16 protein-coding genes are annotated in these 17,304 nt (G+C 44.0%); 3 read left to right on the top strand and 13 right to left on the bottom strand.

The genetic code is table 11. The annotated features are described in order from the left end of the window. Window position 1 precedes the first annotated feature (1 nt). Window positions 2-2,926, top strand: coding sequence for a DUF3427 domain-containing protein (locus E7X57_RS01670; protein WP_135609878.1), 2,925 nt, complete (start codon window positions 2-4; stop codon window positions 2,924-2,926). 94 nt (window positions 2,927-3,020) lie between these two features. On the opposite strand, the gene E7X57_RS12845 is transcribed toward E7X57_RS01670, so the two are convergent. Then, window positions 3,021-3,155, bottom strand: coding sequence for a hypothetical protein (locus E7X57_RS12845; protein ID WP_256369401.1), 135 nt, complete (start codon window positions 3,153-3,155; stop codon window positions 3,021-3,023). A gap of 312 nt (window positions 3,156-3,467) precedes the next feature. On the opposite strand from E7X57_RS12845, the gene E7X57_RS01665 reads away from it, so the two are divergent. Further along, window positions 3,468-3,668, top strand: coding sequence for a hypothetical protein (locus E7X57_RS01665; protein ID WP_135609876.1), 201 nt, complete (start codon window positions 3,468-3,470; stop codon window positions 3,666-3,668). A gap of 173 nt (window positions 3,669-3,841) precedes the next feature. Here the strand turns inward: E7X57_RS01665 and E7X57_RS01660 are convergent, their stop codons facing one another. The 4 genes from E7X57_RS01660 to E7X57_RS01645 form a co-directional block, all read right to left on the bottom strand. Beyond that, on the bottom strand, window positions 3,842-4,252 hold the full coding sequence (locus tag E7X57_RS01660) for an HIT family protein (RefSeq protein WP_135609874.1): 411 nt from the start codon (window positions 4,250-4,252) through the stop codon (window positions 3,842-3,844). Window positions 4,253-4,350: 98 nt separating this feature from the next. Next, window positions 4,351-4,902: a sarcinarray family MAST domain-containing protein gene (locus tag E7X57_RS01655; RefSeq protein WP_244603561.1), complete on the bottom strand. Its 552-nt coding sequence runs from the start codon at window positions 4,900-4,902 to the stop codon at window positions 4,351-4,353. Window positions 4,903-4,949: 47 nt separating this feature from the next. Next, window positions 4,950-9,068 carry a hypothetical protein gene (locus E7X57_RS01650; protein WP_244603560.1) on the bottom strand — a complete coding sequence of 1,373 codons (4,119 nt, stop codon included), beginning with the start codon at window positions 9,066-9,068 and terminating at the stop codon, window positions 4,950-4,952. A gap of 146 nt (window positions 9,069-9,214) precedes the next feature. After that, window positions 9,215-10,441, bottom strand: coding sequence for a hypothetical protein (locus tag E7X57_RS01645; protein ID WP_244603559.1), 1,227 nt, complete (start codon window positions 10,439-10,441; stop codon window positions 9,215-9,217). A 182-nt stretch (window positions 10,442-10,623) separates the two neighbouring features. Between E7X57_RS01645 and E7X57_RS01640 the strand changes: the two genes are divergently transcribed. Continuing rightward, entirely contained in the window at window positions 10,624-10,941 is a 318-nt protein-coding gene (locus E7X57_RS01640; protein ID WP_135609870.1) for a cupin domain-containing protein, read from the top strand. A 13-nt stretch (window positions 10,942-10,954) separates the two neighbouring features. Here E7X57_RS01640 and E7X57_RS01635 read toward each other — a convergent pair whose 3' ends face one another. From E7X57_RS01635 to E7X57_RS01605, 8 genes are all read right to left on the bottom strand, one after another. Further along, window positions 10,955-11,608 carry a metal-dependent transcriptional regulator gene (locus E7X57_RS01635; protein WP_135609868.1) on the bottom strand — a complete coding sequence of 218 codons (654 nt, stop codon included), beginning with the start codon at window positions 11,606-11,608 and terminating at the stop codon, window positions 10,955-10,957. Continuing rightward, window positions 11,605-11,769 (bottom strand): hypothetical protein, encoded by a 165-nt coding sequence (locus E7X57_RS12340; protein WP_167880851.1) that lies wholly within the window; start codon window positions 11,767-11,769, stop codon window positions 11,605-11,607. The genes E7X57_RS01635 and E7X57_RS12340 overlap by 4 nt, the downstream gene beginning before the upstream one ends. Further along, window positions 11,766-13,793: a ferrous iron transport protein B gene (feoB, locus tag E7X57_RS01630; RefSeq protein ID WP_135609865.1), complete on the bottom strand. Its 2,028-nt coding sequence runs from the start codon at window positions 13,791-13,793 to the stop codon at window positions 11,766-11,768. The genes E7X57_RS12340 and feoB overlap by 4 nt, the downstream gene beginning before the upstream one ends. A 303-nt stretch (window positions 13,794-14,096) precedes the next feature. Next, a complete protein-coding gene (locus E7X57_RS01625) occupies window positions 14,097-14,588 on the bottom strand; it encodes a metal-dependent transcriptional regulator (RefSeq protein WP_135609863.1) in 492 nt (163 codons plus the stop codon). A 117-nt stretch (window positions 14,589-14,705) separates the two neighbouring features. Further along, entirely contained in the window at window positions 14,706-15,680 is a 975-nt protein-coding gene (locus tag E7X57_RS01620; protein ID WP_244603558.1) for a formylmethanofuran dehydrogenase, read from the bottom strand. 6 nt (window positions 15,681-15,686) lie between these two features. Further along, complete coding sequence (locus E7X57_RS01615; protein WP_135609862.1) at window positions 15,687-16,055, bottom strand: ATP-binding protein; 369 nt, start codon at window positions 16,053-16,055, stop codon at window positions 15,687-15,689. 30 nt (window positions 16,056-16,085) lie between these two features. Beyond that, window positions 16,086-16,406: a CGGC domain-containing protein gene (locus E7X57_RS01610; RefSeq protein ID WP_371413137.1), complete on the bottom strand. Its 321-nt coding sequence runs from the start codon at window positions 16,404-16,406 to the stop codon at window positions 16,086-16,088. A 27-nt stretch (window positions 16,407-16,433) separates the two neighbouring features. Further along, entirely contained in the window at window positions 16,434-17,222 is a 789-nt protein-coding gene (locus E7X57_RS01605; RefSeq protein WP_135609858.1) for a DUF166 domain-containing protein, read from the bottom strand. Between the last annotated feature and the right edge of the window lie 82 nt (window positions 17,223-17,304).

Raw genomic sequence — 17,304 nt, 5'->3', positions numbered from 1 at the left:
AATGGATAACTTTCCTGTGTCTTTATTAGATAGCTTGAAAACTGGTTTTATTGACCAGTCCTTAGCTTCAAAAAAAGAGTATCTCCCAGAGTTACTAGTAAATGATACTGATAATGGGAAAAAGGTACTACAGACTATATCTAGAGAACTAAAAAATTGTGACGAATTTTGGTTTTCAGTAGCTTTTGCAACAAAAAGTGGTGTAACTAGTCTAATTAATTCATTTGAAGAACTTCAAAATGCTGGAATTAAAGGAAAAATATTGGTGTCCCAATATCAATATTTTACTCAACCAGAAGCATTGAGATCTTTGTCAAAGTTCAATAATATTGACTTAAAGATAGCAGTAAACTGTGATTTCCATGCAAAAGGATACCTATTCAAAAAAAGCAATCGATATAATCTGATTATTGGGAGCAGTAATCTTACAGCTAATGCATTATGTTCAAATAGAGAATGGAACCTAAAAATTTCAGCTACTTGTGACTCAAAATTGATAGCTGATTCTATTAACGAATTCAGAAATGAATTTGAAAATGCTGTATTGGTGGATGATGAATTCATTGATTCTTATGCATTAGATTATAATTTGAAAAAGAAGTTCATTTCAAGTTCAAGAAACAGCATCGAATCTCACCACAATGATTCAATAACTCCAAATGCAATGCAAAAGGAAGCATTGGGAAACCTGAAATCTTTAAGGTCAAATAATAAAGATAAAGCTCTACTAATTTCTGCAACAGGGACAGGGAAAACATATCTGTCTGCATTTGATGTGAAATCATATAATCCGAAAAAGTTTTTATTTGTAGTACATCGAAGAAATATTGCTGAAAAAGCTATGCAGAGCTTCAAAAAGATTTTTGGCAATAGCCGAAGTATGGGTCTTTACTCAGGAAACGAAAGAGAAATTGATGCTGATTTTATATTTTCTACGATTCAAACGATTTCCAGAGATGAACATTTAAGCCAGTTCCATCAAAAATATTTTGATTACATAGTTATAGATGAAACTCATCGAGCAGGGGCAGAAAGCTATCAAAAAATCCTCAATCATTTTAAACCAGAATTTCTGTTGGGTATGACTGCTACTCCTGAAAGGACAGATGGTTTTGACATCTTTTCTCAGTTTGAACACAATATTGCATACGAAATACGTTTGCATAGGGCTTTAGAAGAAAAAATGTTATCGACTTTTCATTATTTTGGTGTAAAAGACGTTACTGTAGATGATCAAGTTTTAGATGAAGATGCAGCGTTTTCTTTATTGACAGCAAAAGAACGTGTAGATAGGATTATTGAAAAAGCTGAATTTTATGGCTGTGATAACGGCTGTGTGAGAGGGCTTATCTTTTGTAGCAGTGTAGCTGAAAGTCAGGGATTGTCTGATGCATTTAATGCAAGGGGTTACAAAACGGTTTCATTGTCTGGTAAAAATCGTGAAGAAGAGAGGATTGATGCGATAGACAGATTGGAAAGCTATGATTCTTCTGAAAAATTGGATTATATCTTTACTGTTGATATCTTCAATGAGGGAGTGGATATTCCAAAAGTAAATCAAATTATTATGTTGAGACCCACTGCATCAGCCATAATCTTTGTACAGCAATTAGGAAGAGGATTGCGTAAAGCTAACGACAAAGAATTCCTTACTGTGATTGATTTCATAGGTAATTATAGTAATAACTACTTAGTTCCAATTGCATTATATGGTGATACTACCTACAACAAGGACACATTGCGTAAATTGATGTTAAGTGGAAGCAGTTTAATTCCGGGTTCTTCAACTATCAATTTTGATAAAATTACACATGATAGGATCTTCACAGCAATAGATAAAGCGAATTTACATCTCAAAAAAGATCTTGTGAAAGGCTACGAACTCTTAAAATTCAAGATTGGCAGATATCCTATGATGATGGACTTTGTAGAACATGGTTCTCGAGATCCGCAATTGTATGCAAACTATTCAAAATCCTATTTTAACTTTGTATCGAGTCAAGAAGAATCCTTACAGAACAAACTATCTGAAAATGAAATCAAGCTTCTCGAATTGTTCTCCAATGAAATTGCAAATACTAAGAGGGTCGAGGAAGTTATTATTCTTAAGAAATTGATTGCTGGAGATATTCTGCTAAAGGAAGAATTTAAAGCAATTATTTTTGATAAATATGGATTTTCAGTTTCCGATGAAACAATAGAATCGTGTATTAAAAATATCAATTTTGAATTTGTAACTAAAAAACACAATGGCAATCTAGTTAGTGTCAGAGAAATATATGATTTAAATATTGTTTCTTATACAAATGGACTTATCTCATTTAGTGATGAATTTATGGATTCACTAAAAAATGACACTTTCTCGCGTTTTCTTAATGACATGCTGGATTATTCCGAAACAATTTATAATCGAAAATTTGACAAAAATAAGTATGTTGATGGCTTCATATTGTATCAGAAATATTCCCGGAAAGATGTCTTTAGAATTCTGAATTGGGATCAGAATCCGTTAGCACAGAATGTTGGAGGTTACCGTACTAATAATCAGAAGACAAATTGTCCAATATTCGTAAACTATCACAAAGAAGAAGATATCTCGAGTACTACGAAATACGAAGAAGGCTTTGTCGATAGTTCTGAATTTGAATGGATGTCTAAGTCTAACAGAACACTGAAGAGTGATGATGTTGCTACCATTAGGAATTACAGAGACGGACTAAGATTGCCTTTATTCATCAAAAAAAGTAATGGTGAAAGTAACGATTTCTACTATATGGGTGATGTGACTCCCATTGATGAAAGTTTCGAAGAGGCTACTTTGTTAGATGACAACAATAAAGCTGTTCCAGTTGTAAAAGTAAGGTATAGGATGAATCACCCTGTTGAAGACTCTATTTATGAGTACATTACAGCACCAAGTAGTTAATGAATTTAGACTTGATTTCCGTTTTTCCAAACCCCATATACAAAAGCTCCGCTACTATCCCCTTAATCTCCCCAATACCACCGGTTCAGTTCGATTACTTCGGTCCGGTATAATAATCCTGCTCCTTTGCGAGCTTATGATAGTTCTTTGTGGTACGTATGTACACGCACAGGTTTCTGTCACTGTTCTGCTTACATGTTTCCATTGGTTGTTCGGGTTCTTCTCTCATTTCCTCATCTCGTTTCGGTTCTCTGACAATGTGGTTCCGGGCAGCTTTCCTGGTATCTCCTTGCTTTTGTGGGTGAAGCCGGAGTGAAGTCTGCTGGTAACCTGAAAATAGTTAAAATGTGGAAATATTTAACACTATCTATTTAGATATTATGTATTGTCAGTATGGATTACAACAAGATTTGTATAACACTCTTAATATTGTGGGTAAAAAGGTGTATATTGAACGAATGGATATTTTCTTTATCGGGTATCTTTAAAGTTAAGGCAAAGATCCCGATAAACATTATGAAAAACGAAAAGGTGAAACCACATGTGCATAAAGGAAAAGACCCGAAACTATGACGGTGAGTCCTATGATCTTGTCTCCGACGTGCTCGGAATGAGCTCTCATGATGCTGAAGCACTGGAACAGGAATATAGGGCAAAAGGCTACCGGGCACAGATCTATTGCGATTATACGTATCCGGGCATTCATCCCAAAGGGGATTATTTCGTCTACGCTAAGCACTGATCCGAGGTATGTCTTCGGATCGACAATAGAAGAACAGGAATTAGAATATGAAAAATAATTTCCTGGACAGGCCACCTGCCGTCAGAAAGTGTCATCTTTGCATAGATGGCCGGGCAAATGTGGCTTAATGATCAAATGATCTCAAAGAAAAGAAAAAAATGAGGATTAACTCCTCACTCCATCACCAAAAGCTCCGCCATTTCCTCCAGATCATCCGCTGCACCGGGAACGGATACAATGGAATGCATGGATCCGCCGCCATCTCCTTCGAATCTGGGGATAATGTGGACGTGGACATGGGGAACAAGCTGACCGGCGGCGGGCTTGTTGTTCAGGCCGATGTTCGAGCCGTCTGCGGATACGGCATCTTCTACCAGTCTTGCGATCATCCTTACAGTGGCGAAAAGTGTGCCGGCTTCCTCTGCAGGCATGTCGGTGAAGTTTTCGTAGTGTGTTTTCGGGACAACCACGGTGTGTCCTCTGGCACAGGGGTTTATGTCAAGGAAAGCATAGGCTGTTTCGTCTTCGTAGACCTTGTAGGACGGGATATCTCCCTTTATTATGTTGCAGAACAGACATTCCATATTTCGACTCCTCAGTTATATTCCGGCCTTCACTTATATATAAGATTCTACTACTGGCAAATTATTTAAAGTGCTTGATTAAGTGAAATAAAGAATTGTTAGCACTTTTTGCGCAGGGCAACAAGTGCTATTGCCAGCAGGGCAGCCGGGAGGGTGAATGCAGGGGTCTGGTTGGTGTCGGTTTCCGGGGGTTCTGCTGGTGTGGTTTCGGGGGTGTCGTAGTATTCGGTGGAGATGTATGGATAGACAATTGTAAACTCATCATTTACTACTGGTTCTGGATTGTATTTTTCTATAATTGAGTAATGAAAATTCAATGGCAATGAACCACCTGCCCACCCTTCTGTTGGTTTGACAGTCCATTCGAAAGTATGTGATTCATTTGGATTTAAATACGCTACAGAGTATGTGTCCATTTCAGATGGTCCATCTACAACTTCAAAGTTCCCAGATACAATTTCTGTTAATTTTCCTGAAACTTTGTATTCTTGGTAAACAGTAAATTCGACTTTAACTTTGAATGGTTCATCTATTTTCAGTGTTGGTTTTGCAGCATCGAACTCTAAAACTTCGTCATTGTAGTAAGCTTCATATGTGTATATTTCCCCATATGAATTGTATGCAAGAGCAGTGGGGGATATTGAAAACATACTAACGATTAGGATTAGACAAACTACCAATAAGCTATATCTCATGTTTATTCTCCAAATTCAAATGAAAGATCGGAGTATCCAATTGACTCTTCAACTCGTCCTCCAATTTTATCTCCTACGCCTTTTTGGCTGACGCCTACGATTGTACCAGCATATCCGGCTTGGTTAAATGCTATATTCTTATTATCGCCAATTTTTAGAGGATAACCGTTCTCATCAGTTTTGAATGGGTGGTATATCTCTTCTTCCTTTCTCACATACACCTGCCCCTCGTGCCCGATATAAGTGTTCAAAATAACCTCATTGTCGTTATCGGTCACCCTGAAATACTCATACTTGCCAATCACATCGTAGGTCCAGACGTTGACGGTGAACATCCAGTGCGGGGGAAGCACAGGCAATCCCATGGGGACGTGCTTCATGGTCTTTTCCAGACGCTTGTTGACCTTGTTTGCGACGTCCTCGCTGAGCTGAGTGGTGGCGTCGTCTGTCAGTTTTTGGAGTTCGCTGTTGACGGCTTCAAAGGATGCGTCGATCATTGCGCTGTTATCTATTATCACAACGCTGATCCCCTCGGCGATCCCCACGCGGACATCGGTGTCCAGGCGGTTCAGGACTGCATCCATCTCATCGCCGGTCAGGGTTGGATTGTCCTTTATGATCTCTGCTCTCAGTTTTTCAGAGATCCCGGCGGGTAGGTTTCCGTCTGCGGACTGGTTGATGATCTCCCGGTTTGACAGGCTGTTGAGGTGGCTCTGGGTGATGGTGGTAACTTCGGTCTCTGTTATCCAGAGGGATACCACCGGGTCAGCTCTCACCTCCTCAGCGATCATTTCAGGGATATCCTCCCTCATCTGATTGCTGTAGGTGCTTGTCAGGCCGCTGACCTGCATGTCCAGTGTTGTGGTGTCAAGAGGTATGGCCTGCTCGCTCAGGTTCTGCTCCAGTGACTTTACTTCTGTACTGAGGTCCTCTATGCTGCTGCTGACCATCTGTGCAGTCGCTTCCTTTACAGGGCTGCTGGTCTTTTCCAGGAGACCGGCGATGTCATCTGCAATGCCGGTGGAGAATACGCAGGTGTTCTTCACGCCCAGAGGGTAGATGGTCATTCCCTTCGGGTCCTTCAGTTCGTATTCTCCGTTAAGGTCGAATTCAGGATCATGGTACAGGTAGTCCGGGTACTGGTCCACCACCAGCGTCATGCCTTCGGTCCAGTTGTACTTGCTCTCCGGCATGCCTGTAATGGTCATAGTGTCGATGATACCCATCTCGGTTCCCAGTGCGGTGCCTGCCATGCTCACGGCAGGGTTGTTGAAAAGTGAGAGTGAGCCGGAGGTCACGCTGTCCAGTGTTCCTGTGTCAAGCCCCGGGATGTCAACATTCGCTTCGGTGAGCTTCTTCAGCAGGTAGTCATTAAGATCGCTGTTCAGCTTCCGGTTTTGCGACTCGATCTCGTTCATCAGCTTCAGGTAAACCTCATTTTTTGTAATATAGCGTGCTGCATCGCTGCTGGTGTACATCTCGCCGCCTGTCAGGTGCTGTTGCCTGTTCACGTAATTTTCAGTGTCATCGCTGAGGTCGGCTGTCAGCTCCTTTGCAGCCTCATACCTGAGCAGTGTCGGGTCTGCACCCGGGTCGTTCATCAGGGACACGTTCACAGCCGGGTCCGCTGCTTCAATGGAGCCGACCATTTCCAGCAGTTCATCTGCCATCATCTTGTGAAGCCAGTCCGGGATGTCGCACTCCACCTTCTGCTCCGGAAGGTAGAAATCGTTGGGAAACAGCATATAGTGGGTCTCGACATCGTGGATATTGATGTACTTTTCTTTATACTTATCAGCAGCATCACTGCAGGCAGGGTCCTGGAGTTCGATACCGTCAACCTCTATGGTGGTCGTGCGGTATTCCCGGGTCACCGGGTCGGTGTAGGAAATAATTCCCTCGTATGTCCCGGTGGGAGGACGTTTGTGGTACAGTATGCTTAAGTTTTCGGTCTCTGTTTCAAGGTGCGAGGTCGAGTGGGTGTCCGTGGTCGTGATATATTCTGTCTTTGATCCTGTGCTGCTTGATGAATAATGACTGTATTCCGGTATCTTTGCACCGAATTGATTGGTATGGTAGCCGGTGATCTCCTTCCACTTGTATCTGTAGAAATAGCTGTAATCTATCTCCCACGTCGAGGTGACGCGGTAGTCGATATTATATGTGACATTCCAGTCGAATACATGGTCTTCACGTTCAAGATATCCGTCGGTACGCATCATGCCGGTGACATTATCGTTCTCCCTGTAGCGGAACACCGGGGTTATTGTGACTTCGGTCTCTATTGAATTGAGGGACACGGTGGCACCTGTAAGTTTCCAGCTTGTGAGCATTCCACGGGGAGGGTTGATCTTAGGGTCCAGTGTCCGGTCATGCGTTCGGTTCCATGTTCCATCCCACGAATACGACGGCTTGATAGCTCCGGTATGATTTCCTTCAATATCATACGAGGCTTTCCAGGACACAGTGTGCCAGTCATAGGAGGATGAAACTACATTTCCTCTGGTATCAGTGAACACCGGGATCGTATCATTGAATCCATCTCTCCTGATCTGCGCTTGTACGCCGGCGGAATATACCTCCCGGGCAACATCGTGCACAAGGTCATGCTCATCCGTCCAGACATGGTCATTGAAAACCCAACCGTCTACCAGGCTCGGGATGTAATCCGCGGCTGCTACTCTTATCGTTGACTGTTCATCCACTTGCTCGAATGTCGTTCCGGTATCTATCATCGATTCGCTGATACCTTCACCGATATCCACACTGAACGAACTGTTCTTTGCCAGTTCCTCGTAGGTGGATGTCAGGTTGGCAGAGCCATTAATGTCATACTGGTCGGCTGTCCCGTGCACATCCTCGTAGAAAACCTTGCCATTGTAATATGTAGTGTACATCAGTGCCCAGGGGTCTACTGAATCGAAAGTGCGCTTCTGGGAATAGGCAGTTCCTGCATTGACCGCAGATGCCAGCGCAGGGTTGGTAATGATGTTCAGCGGGCCGTTGGCATAGTGTTGCCAGGGTCCGTAGGTGAACGAGCGTATGTTCATGGCGCCAAGAACGATGTTCGATGTCTCGGCACTGTTCAGCGATCGCTCATATTCCGTAGTAAGTTCTTCAAGCAGCGGTTCCCTTGCTGTCACAAGCGTGGTTATGTCCATACTGCGGTTGAAGGATTCACCAGTCACAAGGTCAACCAGTGTATAGTTCAGGTTCCGGATCGTGTATGTGTAATATATAGAATAGGTCCTGTTGTCATCGTTTATCTGCCTTTCAAGTGTCCCGTTTATCTCCTCGATGAGTATCTGGTGCGGCTGTATGTCCGGCTCCACGTTGATGGCATATTTGTCATAGACATATTGGTCATACTGGTAGTTACCTGTGATCAGCTCGTTGAAATGCTTTGCAGAGATATCCTTCACAGGATTCATAGCAACACTGAACCAGTCGGTTGCCTTCACAGTGCTTCCGCAGTCAAGCTCGATCGTGCCGTAGCCGGGGTCTATCTCCTGTGGCAACTGGAAATTTTCCTCAAAGGATACTGTCTTCCAGGTACTGATAGCTTCACCGTAGTCCACGGAATCGATGGTCTGGCCGTTGCTATCCTTTATCTTCAGTATGATGTCCTGGTCTTTCCAGAGGGAAGATATGCTATACCACACATCCGAAGGCAGGTCGACCTGTACATGTAATGTATCCCCTGCCTCAAGGTCATGGGTGCGGGCATTGACCATGAAATCATCTTCCGAGGTTGTGCCTCCGAACGAGTCCACAGGCTGGATTATCGGGTGCTCACCTTTCCATTTCAGGGCTTCCATCCCTGCATAATTGAGACATCGGGAAAGGTCCGCAGAAGCAAATCCGATGGCGACTTGTTCAGGATCCGTCTTTTCTGTGGTATAAATGGTCTGTGCGATGTCGTAATCCGTCTGCAGGAAGTAGGCTGAGGTAAGCACAGCTCCGAGTATGACAAAGATGCCGATGACTGAGAAAGGGATGTATGCATCGGTATTACGGGCAAGTAAGCTCACTTTTTTCAGTGATTTCCAACACTTATATGCGGGTCGCTTCGTTTTTCTTTCCTGTGCAGTTCGTGGGTGTCGCACAGCTTCGTTTTTCATGGCTCCACCTGCCATCTGTCCTCATTTTATCCTGATGGACAGTTTGCTCTGGCAAGTCTTCCGGTTCATGGTTTATATAAATATTTAATAGCAGCAACCTTATTATTTCAGAAGTTAAAAATTACAAAAAGAAGCAGGAAGCAGGCTCATTCAATGTCCATCTCTTTCCTGATGGCAGAGGATGAAATGCCGTTATCCTCATAATCTTCCATGGATACGATCTCGCAAAGGTCGCATATTTCCGGCTCGATGTTCAGTTCCACATCTTTTCTCCTGAACACCAGGAAATGGATGTTCTTTTCACGGAACTCTGCCAGCATGTTCCTCATGTCATCTTCGTTGCGATAGTATCTGGTCTTGAACAGCCGGTTTGCAGTATCAGCTCCGATAATGAATGTAACGTTTTCAAAAAGCTTCGCCTTCTGGATGAAAAGCGGGGCAACTGTGAGGTAAATATTTCCCAGGAAATCCCTGTCCCTGTATTCCTTAAGTGAGTCCAGCCTTTCCTGAAGTGATATGAAGTCTATTGGTGGCTTGTCCACATTTGTGATGGATATCTCAAAATGGACCTTCTTCCCAAGTTTTTGGAATGCCTGCTCAGCCATTACAATGTGGTTGCGGTGGCATGGATTAAAAGAGCCTGAAAAAATGATCTCAGGTTTATCGTCAACTCCCTTACCTTTCAGGTTCAACCTGACCACATCAGGCCTGAGGTCCGTGCGTTTCATAATGCTATCAGGGCGCACAAGCATCTGAGCGATCTCTTTGGAAACTGTTGCTTTCCTTTCTTCAATACACTCATCCTTCCCCAACAGTCGGTCAAGATGCATTTCCCCATCCCAGCCGCACTCTTTCGGGATGGAATCTATTATCATACAGGTTGCGATGTGCTCCTCTTCCTGTCGTGTACGCGCTTCTCCAAGCCGTAGGGTTCTTACCAATGTCTTATCAAAGGACTGGATGGCAACATATATTTCATGTTCACGGCCTTCACGCTCATCACTTCCAGCTGAAAGCTTGCAGGAAGCTGCCACGCCCATCACATCTTTGTTCCTAACAAGATCATCATCTTCTGTAAGGGATAATGCACGGCGGTACGCTGCCATCGCCATGGACCTTACGGTTATGGGTGATGCATACTTCTCAGGCTTCCTGCCGATAAGATCATCAAGCGCTTTGGAACTGTATGGTACGGTAGCTTCGAGGACGGTTGCGGAACCTCCTCCGTATTTTAAAAGTTGTTCAATGGCTCCGGCTCCTCCTCCGGTTATCGCAAGAACGATCCTGTAGGGTTGTTCGTGGATATGCATGACCATCTTATGCAAAAGGTCTTCCTTAGCTTGAACTGAAGAATGTTCTTCTCTTTTCTCCATCAGCAGGAGTCTGTGTCGAAAGCCAAATAAAGTTTTTGATTATCGGGGAGAAGATCCGATCATCCACTATATCCATGAATTAAAAAAAAGGTCCTTGATGAAATAGCCATTTTTCGATGATCCTGACAATGCAAGGGTGCCTTAAGGTGTCCTTTTTATTGATAGGGCCCATGAGGTGTACCATGGAAAAACATAATATTTTTAACCAAATACCAGCCGATCTAACCCATGAAGTGTTTGAGCCTTTGGTGGATCAACATGGGGTATTGATCGAGCGTATTATTTCAAAGAAACATGTGACTCCGGAGGGCCAATGGTACGATCAGGATCGCAGTGAGTGGGTAATGGTGTTGCAGGGGGAGGCGAAGTTGTTGTTTGAAGATTCAGAGGTGGTGCACCTCAATCCCGGCGACCATATTAATATTCCAGCCCACTGCAAACACAGGGTCATCTGGACCAGTGACACGACAGAAACCCTCTGGTTGGCGGTACATTATTGAGCTAAATTAGTTCTCAGTCCCTTTTTATCCTTACATATATGCTGTCGGCAATTTCCCTGTCAACTGCATATCTCGTATGGTTCAGGTCGAATACATAGGAAGGATATGACTGGACAAGATCTATAGGGATGCCCGGAAGTACACCCATTGCCAGCATCTTCTGCATCTTGTCCTCTTCACGCATATTAAAATAAGCGATCTTCCCGCTTTGTCCGTTCCTCAGGGAAGAAAGGGATGCAACCACATGCTCGAGCTCTTCTTTTGCCTTTTTACAGCATTCCCCTTCAGGGATCGGCTTTCCATGTGGGCATGTACGCGGGTGTCCTAACAGGATACACACGTTCTCATCGATACCATGGTACAGTATATGCTCGAACTCACATGCAGAGCTGTGTACGTATTTATCCTTCGTGTTAAGAACGTCCGCAAGAAGACGCTCAGCAAGACGATGTCGTCTGACAACGGTCCTGCCGTTTGCAGTCCCTTCCTCTGTAAGGCTGATATGTGAGTCGGAAAGTGTGATATTCTCGATCTTGAGCAGTTCCTGTATCTCTGGGGAAGTTTCGTCCAGTTCAAGGGATCCCAGACTCACAGTATCCGTGTTCTTTTCGTTTGTGCAGACCCACATCTTTTCCAGGACCTCTTCCGCATTCTCACTTATTTTCATTTGAATATCCCCCTTATGATTTTTTCCAGTTTTGTTTCCGGCGGGATCTCGTACTCACATTTCGGGCAGCGCTGCATATTGCATGAACTGAATTTCCCGCAACCTGTACATTTTGACCTGTCGGGCTCATCGAACTCGCAGCTGCAAAGAGGGCACTTCATAGTACCACTCCCAATGTTGTCAGGACATAGTTCACAACAAAGCCGACCGCAAATGCACTGGGGAAGATGAATGCAGCCATTCCGAGGGCTATCTTAGCTCCTCTTTCTTTCACAGTTACCATAAACTGTGCTATACATGGCATGAACAATGTCAGTGTGATGGCAGCGACAACAAGGTTGATGTCGGTCAGCATTCCTGCATTGTACATATCGAACAATCCGGCAGCACCGAAATCTCTCCTGAAGAACCCATACAGGAACATGACCCCTGCTTCAACAGGAAGTCCTATCCACTGTGCGGGATATCCGAACAATCGAACTGCCATCTCGAACAGTCCTGTAAGCTTTCCTATCCAGATCAGCACACTTGCCACAACGAACAGGGGCATGACCTCAAGGAAATACCATTGCATCCTTGAATACGTCTTTATGAGCACGTTCGAAAGCTTCGGAAGTCTTAGCGGTGGTATTTCCATGAAGAAACTGGGGTTTTTCCCGGGCAGCACCTTTGATGAAAGGTATCCTATCACCAAAAGTTCCAGACTGATAACAAAAGCCCATATTAATAGTGCTTTCCCGCTGAACGAGAGAATTCCCAGTATTACACCAAGCTGTGCAGAACATGGGATCGCCAGCGAGAGTAGCATGCTTGTGATGATCTTCTCCCTTTTTGTTTCAAGGGTGCGTGTAACCATGGTTGCCATTGTAGAACACCCAAAACCAAGCACCATGGGAATGACAGCTCTACCGCTCATTCCCATCTTCTTGAATGCACGGTCTATCAGCATTGCAAGGCGTGGAAGGTAACCCGTATCCTCGATTATGGAGAACACAATAAAGAATGCACCCACAAGCGGCATTATAAGTGCAATTGCATATGTCACAGCCTGTGTCAGTATTCCGTATTCGCCTACAAAGAGGTCCTGTATGACCGGATATGGGACAATGGAACTGAAGGTCTCGATCACCCACGGGTTGATCTGTTCCCCGAACAATGTTCCTTCAAGGTAGTCCACAACAGTCCCTGCTGCAAAGCCTCCTACAAATTTGTACAATCCAAAATAGAGTACCACTAGCAGTATTGGTATTCCTGTTACAGGGTGTATAAGGAGTTTGTCAACACGTTCCCGAAGTGATGTTTGTGGTCTTTCATCAGTATTTTTTGTAACAGTATCTGTCTTTTTGGTCGTACTCATCACAGGCCCGACAATATCATTGACAAAGGCCTGTCTTTCTATTGTGAGGACATAATTAAGTGGATCTGTGTATCCTTTTTCCGTTTCCTCGATGACATTTTTGATCGACCTGACTTCTTCATTGTTCTGGACGATCTTATCAAAAGCAACCCTATCATTCTGGAGAAGCAGCTGTGCAAGTGTCCTTTTTGATATCCCGTATTCAGATCTTACCAATGATGATATTTCTTCAATTGCAGATTCAATTCCCCTGCTGTACTTTACTTTGTTATCGACATGTTGAAGGTCATAACTGGTGATTGCGTTTTCAAGCCTGTCGAGCCCTTCTCCCTTTATTGAGGTCGTACAGATAACAGGAATTCCCAGCTCATTTTCGAGTTGAGCCTCATTGATCTCAATTCCTCTCTCAGCAGCCTCATCCATCATATTCAGGACAAGTATGAGGGGTACCTGTGCTTCTATTAGCTGGAGTGTCAGAGGAAGCATACGTTGCAAGTTCTTAGCATCCACAACATGAACGTAAACAAATGGCTTACTTTCAAAGAGATAACTTTGTGAAACGCGCTCCTCCTCTGTTATCGGTAACAATGAGTACATTCCGGGAGTGTCGATTATCTCGTATTCCTTACCTGCGATTTTCCCATTTCCTTTGCTTATTGCTACTGTAGTTCCCGGATAATTTGAAACAATGGCATAGCTGTCTGAGAAATGGTTGAAGATGACGCTCTTGCCCACATTTGGGTTTCCTACGAGGATTATTTTCTCAAGGGCACTTTCAGTATTGTCCTCGGGATTGCAACACTTTTTCTTTTTTAATCTGGTAAACATTTGTTCATAAGCCTCCAATATTTAGGCTATCCTAATTTATTGGACTACTGTTCACAATCATATATAAATTTTGGCATACCTAACATTATACGTCACATTTAAAAATGGCGGAGCCGGGTATATTTACTGTTGAAAAACGATAGGGTCGAGCAATCAGGAAATGATCCTGAAGGTGCTTCAACAAAAGAACAGGATATAAAAGGGCATTACATTAATTATATTAAGTCAAAACAGCCTATGTCAATCTAAAATTAGCAATGGAAAAGTGACTGTTTTTCATTTGCTACGATTGCATTAATAAAGTTATTTGCACTCTTTCGTGGTATTTTTGTTTAAAGGGACCATTCCAGTTGTTTTCTTACATCCGGAGATCTCACCTTTTTCACAAAACTCTTTGAAATGGAGGAAGAATTTTGGCATTTCCTCTTTACGGTTTACAAATTCACTGAACTTTGTCAGTTTCTCAAGTGTCTGTGTTGTCACCGCATGCTCCATCTTGCATGCATCGTCATCCGCGGTGATCTCATCAACTCCCAGCAGGATCAGGAACTCATGCAGCACACTGTACTTTTCCTTGGTGCTCCTGGCAACTTTCTTTCCTTCCGGAGTGAGGGTAACTCCTCCGTATTTCTCGTAATTGATGTATCCTTCTTTGGTGAGCTTCTTGAACATTCCTGTAACACTGGAAGGGCTTACATTCAGGAACCGCGCAATATCCTTTACCTGTGAGTATCCTTTTTTCTCAATTATGGTATCAATAGCCTTCAGGTAATCTTCAGTTCTCTCAGTAGTCAAGTGCATCCAACCTTTTTCGGTATATCTAATACTATCAGGATACAATGTTACGTCTTATATATGTTATGTAAGGAAAACAGTTGGTGGTGTTAGCAGTAGTGGTAATATTAATGCCTTTCAGTACACTTTGCGCATAACGATGGAACCATCCCTCATCTGTACTTTGATATACTGTGCTTTCTCCTCACCTACTTCATATTTATTGTAAAGCATGGACTCCACGCGGCCTGCACCGGTAAGTTTTCTCACGATAGAACTGTCCTTGCCTCCCATCCTTATTTTCTCAGCAGGGGGCGCTGGTGGGATCTTCTTCCTGGAATAGATCGTACCTCCAAGCATGCCTGCACCTGCATATCCTTTCACATCATTGAAGAGCAGGACGCCGGCTTTCATGTAAGCACCTGCAAATTCACCAACAGTTCCTTCGATCACGACATTGCCACCGTTCAGGTGTGCACCGGTGTTGAGCCCTGCATCACCTCTGACCGTGATGGTGCCGCTTTCCATCAGGAGTCCTGTGCCGTTGTAAACATCCCCTTCGACGACGATCTCTGCATTGCAGTTACATCTTGAAGCAAGGGTTCCACGGAGAATATTGTCTGTCAGTACAAGCTTCTTGCTTCCTGCATCGAAACTGTTCCCAATAGGGACTTCGGAGCTGTTTCCACAGAGCAGTTCTGTGATGGAGATGAACTTCCGGTATCCTTCCTCATCGGAACTGACCTCGATGATGTTTCCAAGTGGCTCCTCAATATTTCCCGTCAGGTAAAGTGCACCTGCTGACATGGACATCCCTGCTTCCGGACCGATATCCCCGTCTACAAAGATACGTCCGGCAGGCTCGGTCTTACCAGTCCCGCCAAAATGTGAAAGGTCAACCCCGAGGCTATATGCGAACCTTGTGCCAACACTTCCCTTTATGTGAACGTCCTCGCCTTCCTTGAGCTCGTCCACTAGCTGCCTGTACGTATGCTCAGTATTTTTCTGGGACGGGATCACTGCATCGGGTTCAAGTTCCTTTTCATGCCAGTAGAAATTGAACGTGTAATCGCACAGGTGATCCACTTTTGAGGTAAGTTCAAGCTCTATCAATTTAATTCACCCATGGATAAGCTGGGGCAGACAGCGTGTGCAGACCCAGAGGCTCTCCATTTTATGTCTCATGGGCATGAGGTACCTCTCATCTTCCCCGGCACCGCAGCTGAAACACCTGATGGATACATCAGTGCTTTTTGGTTGAGCTTCTGCTTTTTCAGCGTTGAACTCTACGGTCTGTCTTTCTTCGATGGTGATAGCACCCTCAGGGCAGACGCCGATACAGAATCCCATGCCATCGCAGAGATCTTCGGAAACGACCTTTGCCTTGCCGTCGATTATCTGTATGGCTCCTTCAGCGCAGGGAGAAACACATTGTCCGCAGCCTGTACATTTATCTTCATCGATCTTGACTATCATTCGTTTAACCATTGTATCCTCTCCTTTCTTTATTCTAAGTTATCAGTGATGCGTTCCCTCAACAATTTTGATACCTGCATTTTCTATCGTCTTCTTAATGGTATCAATATGCGGGCATTCGGGGTAGTTCTTCATCTGCATGCATGAGCTCAGGTGTATCACATCCACTCCGTTTTTCTGCAGGGAGCGCACCAGTCGGAATACTCGTCTGCCTGAGCACCCTCCACATGTGAAGAAAGCAACCATCTGTGTATTATCATCATAGTCGGCGAACTTTACTCTCCGTTCATTGAAAGCTTTAAAACATCCTGTTCCCGGGCATGCCTCTGATACGATATCGCATCTTAGGACTGCTATTTTCACAGGTTTATCTTCAGTAATGTTCTCACCTCATTTTTCATCTTCATAAGAAACGTCTTCTTTCTTACTTTTATTTTTTATATTGGCTGCTTCCTCAATGCTTTTCCTGATTATGTATCCGGCTTCATGCAGGATGGTATCTTTGAGTTGCGGGTCCTTATCCATACTTGCAGTACATGGGTATGCATGGTGTGCACCGGATACTGTTTCCTTGTAGACTTCGATATCCGACCATCCAAGTTTTTTGGCAACATACCATGTGGATCCGCATGGGGCGTCCCTCAGGACCTTTGCATGTGTGAATATGTTCCTTTCTTTATCGACCTGTATGGCAAGCAGTGGCCTGCCAAATCCCATGTCTACAAATTCATCGATCAGTGGCTTTCCTGACTTTTCAAGTGAGCAGAATGGCTTTGGGAATTCGCAGTCTATCCCCTTTGATTCAAGGGTTTCCTTTACTTGCTGAACAAGTCCTGCAGGTGCAAGCTTTGGAACCTCTATGGGTGCGATCACAGCCTTTGCGCCTGCCATCTCTACCATTTTTGGTAGGACAGAAAGAATGTCCGGGTGAAGGTCCATAGTAATTAGCAGGTCACATTTGCCCATGCTCTCAGGCAGGTACTCTTCAGGCTCTTCGATGAACTGCGGCAGGTCGCTCGGGAACTCGTGTATGTCAACGATTCGGTCAGCATACGATCTCTTCTTCTCTCTGCAGTGGTCACAAAGTTCTCCACATGATGTGCAGAATGTGCTGGAATTCACCACATTGCCGATAACTTTCCTTCCGAACTCTCCGGTATAATAAAAGCTGATCTGCATGGTCTCCTCTTTTATCTCTCAGAAAAATAAGCAGGGTTCTTGTCCGAACTACCCTGTAGATCGTGTTCGTAAGCGATTCGTG

It is taken from the genome of Methanococcoides sp. AM1 (genome assembly GCF_900774055.1).
Classification (GTDB): domain Archaea; phylum Halobacteriota; class Methanosarcinia; order Methanosarcinales; family Methanosarcinaceae; genus Methanococcoides.
Note: the sequence above shows the minus strand (reverse complement) of the source record. Positions and strands in the feature narration are given on the sequence as shown.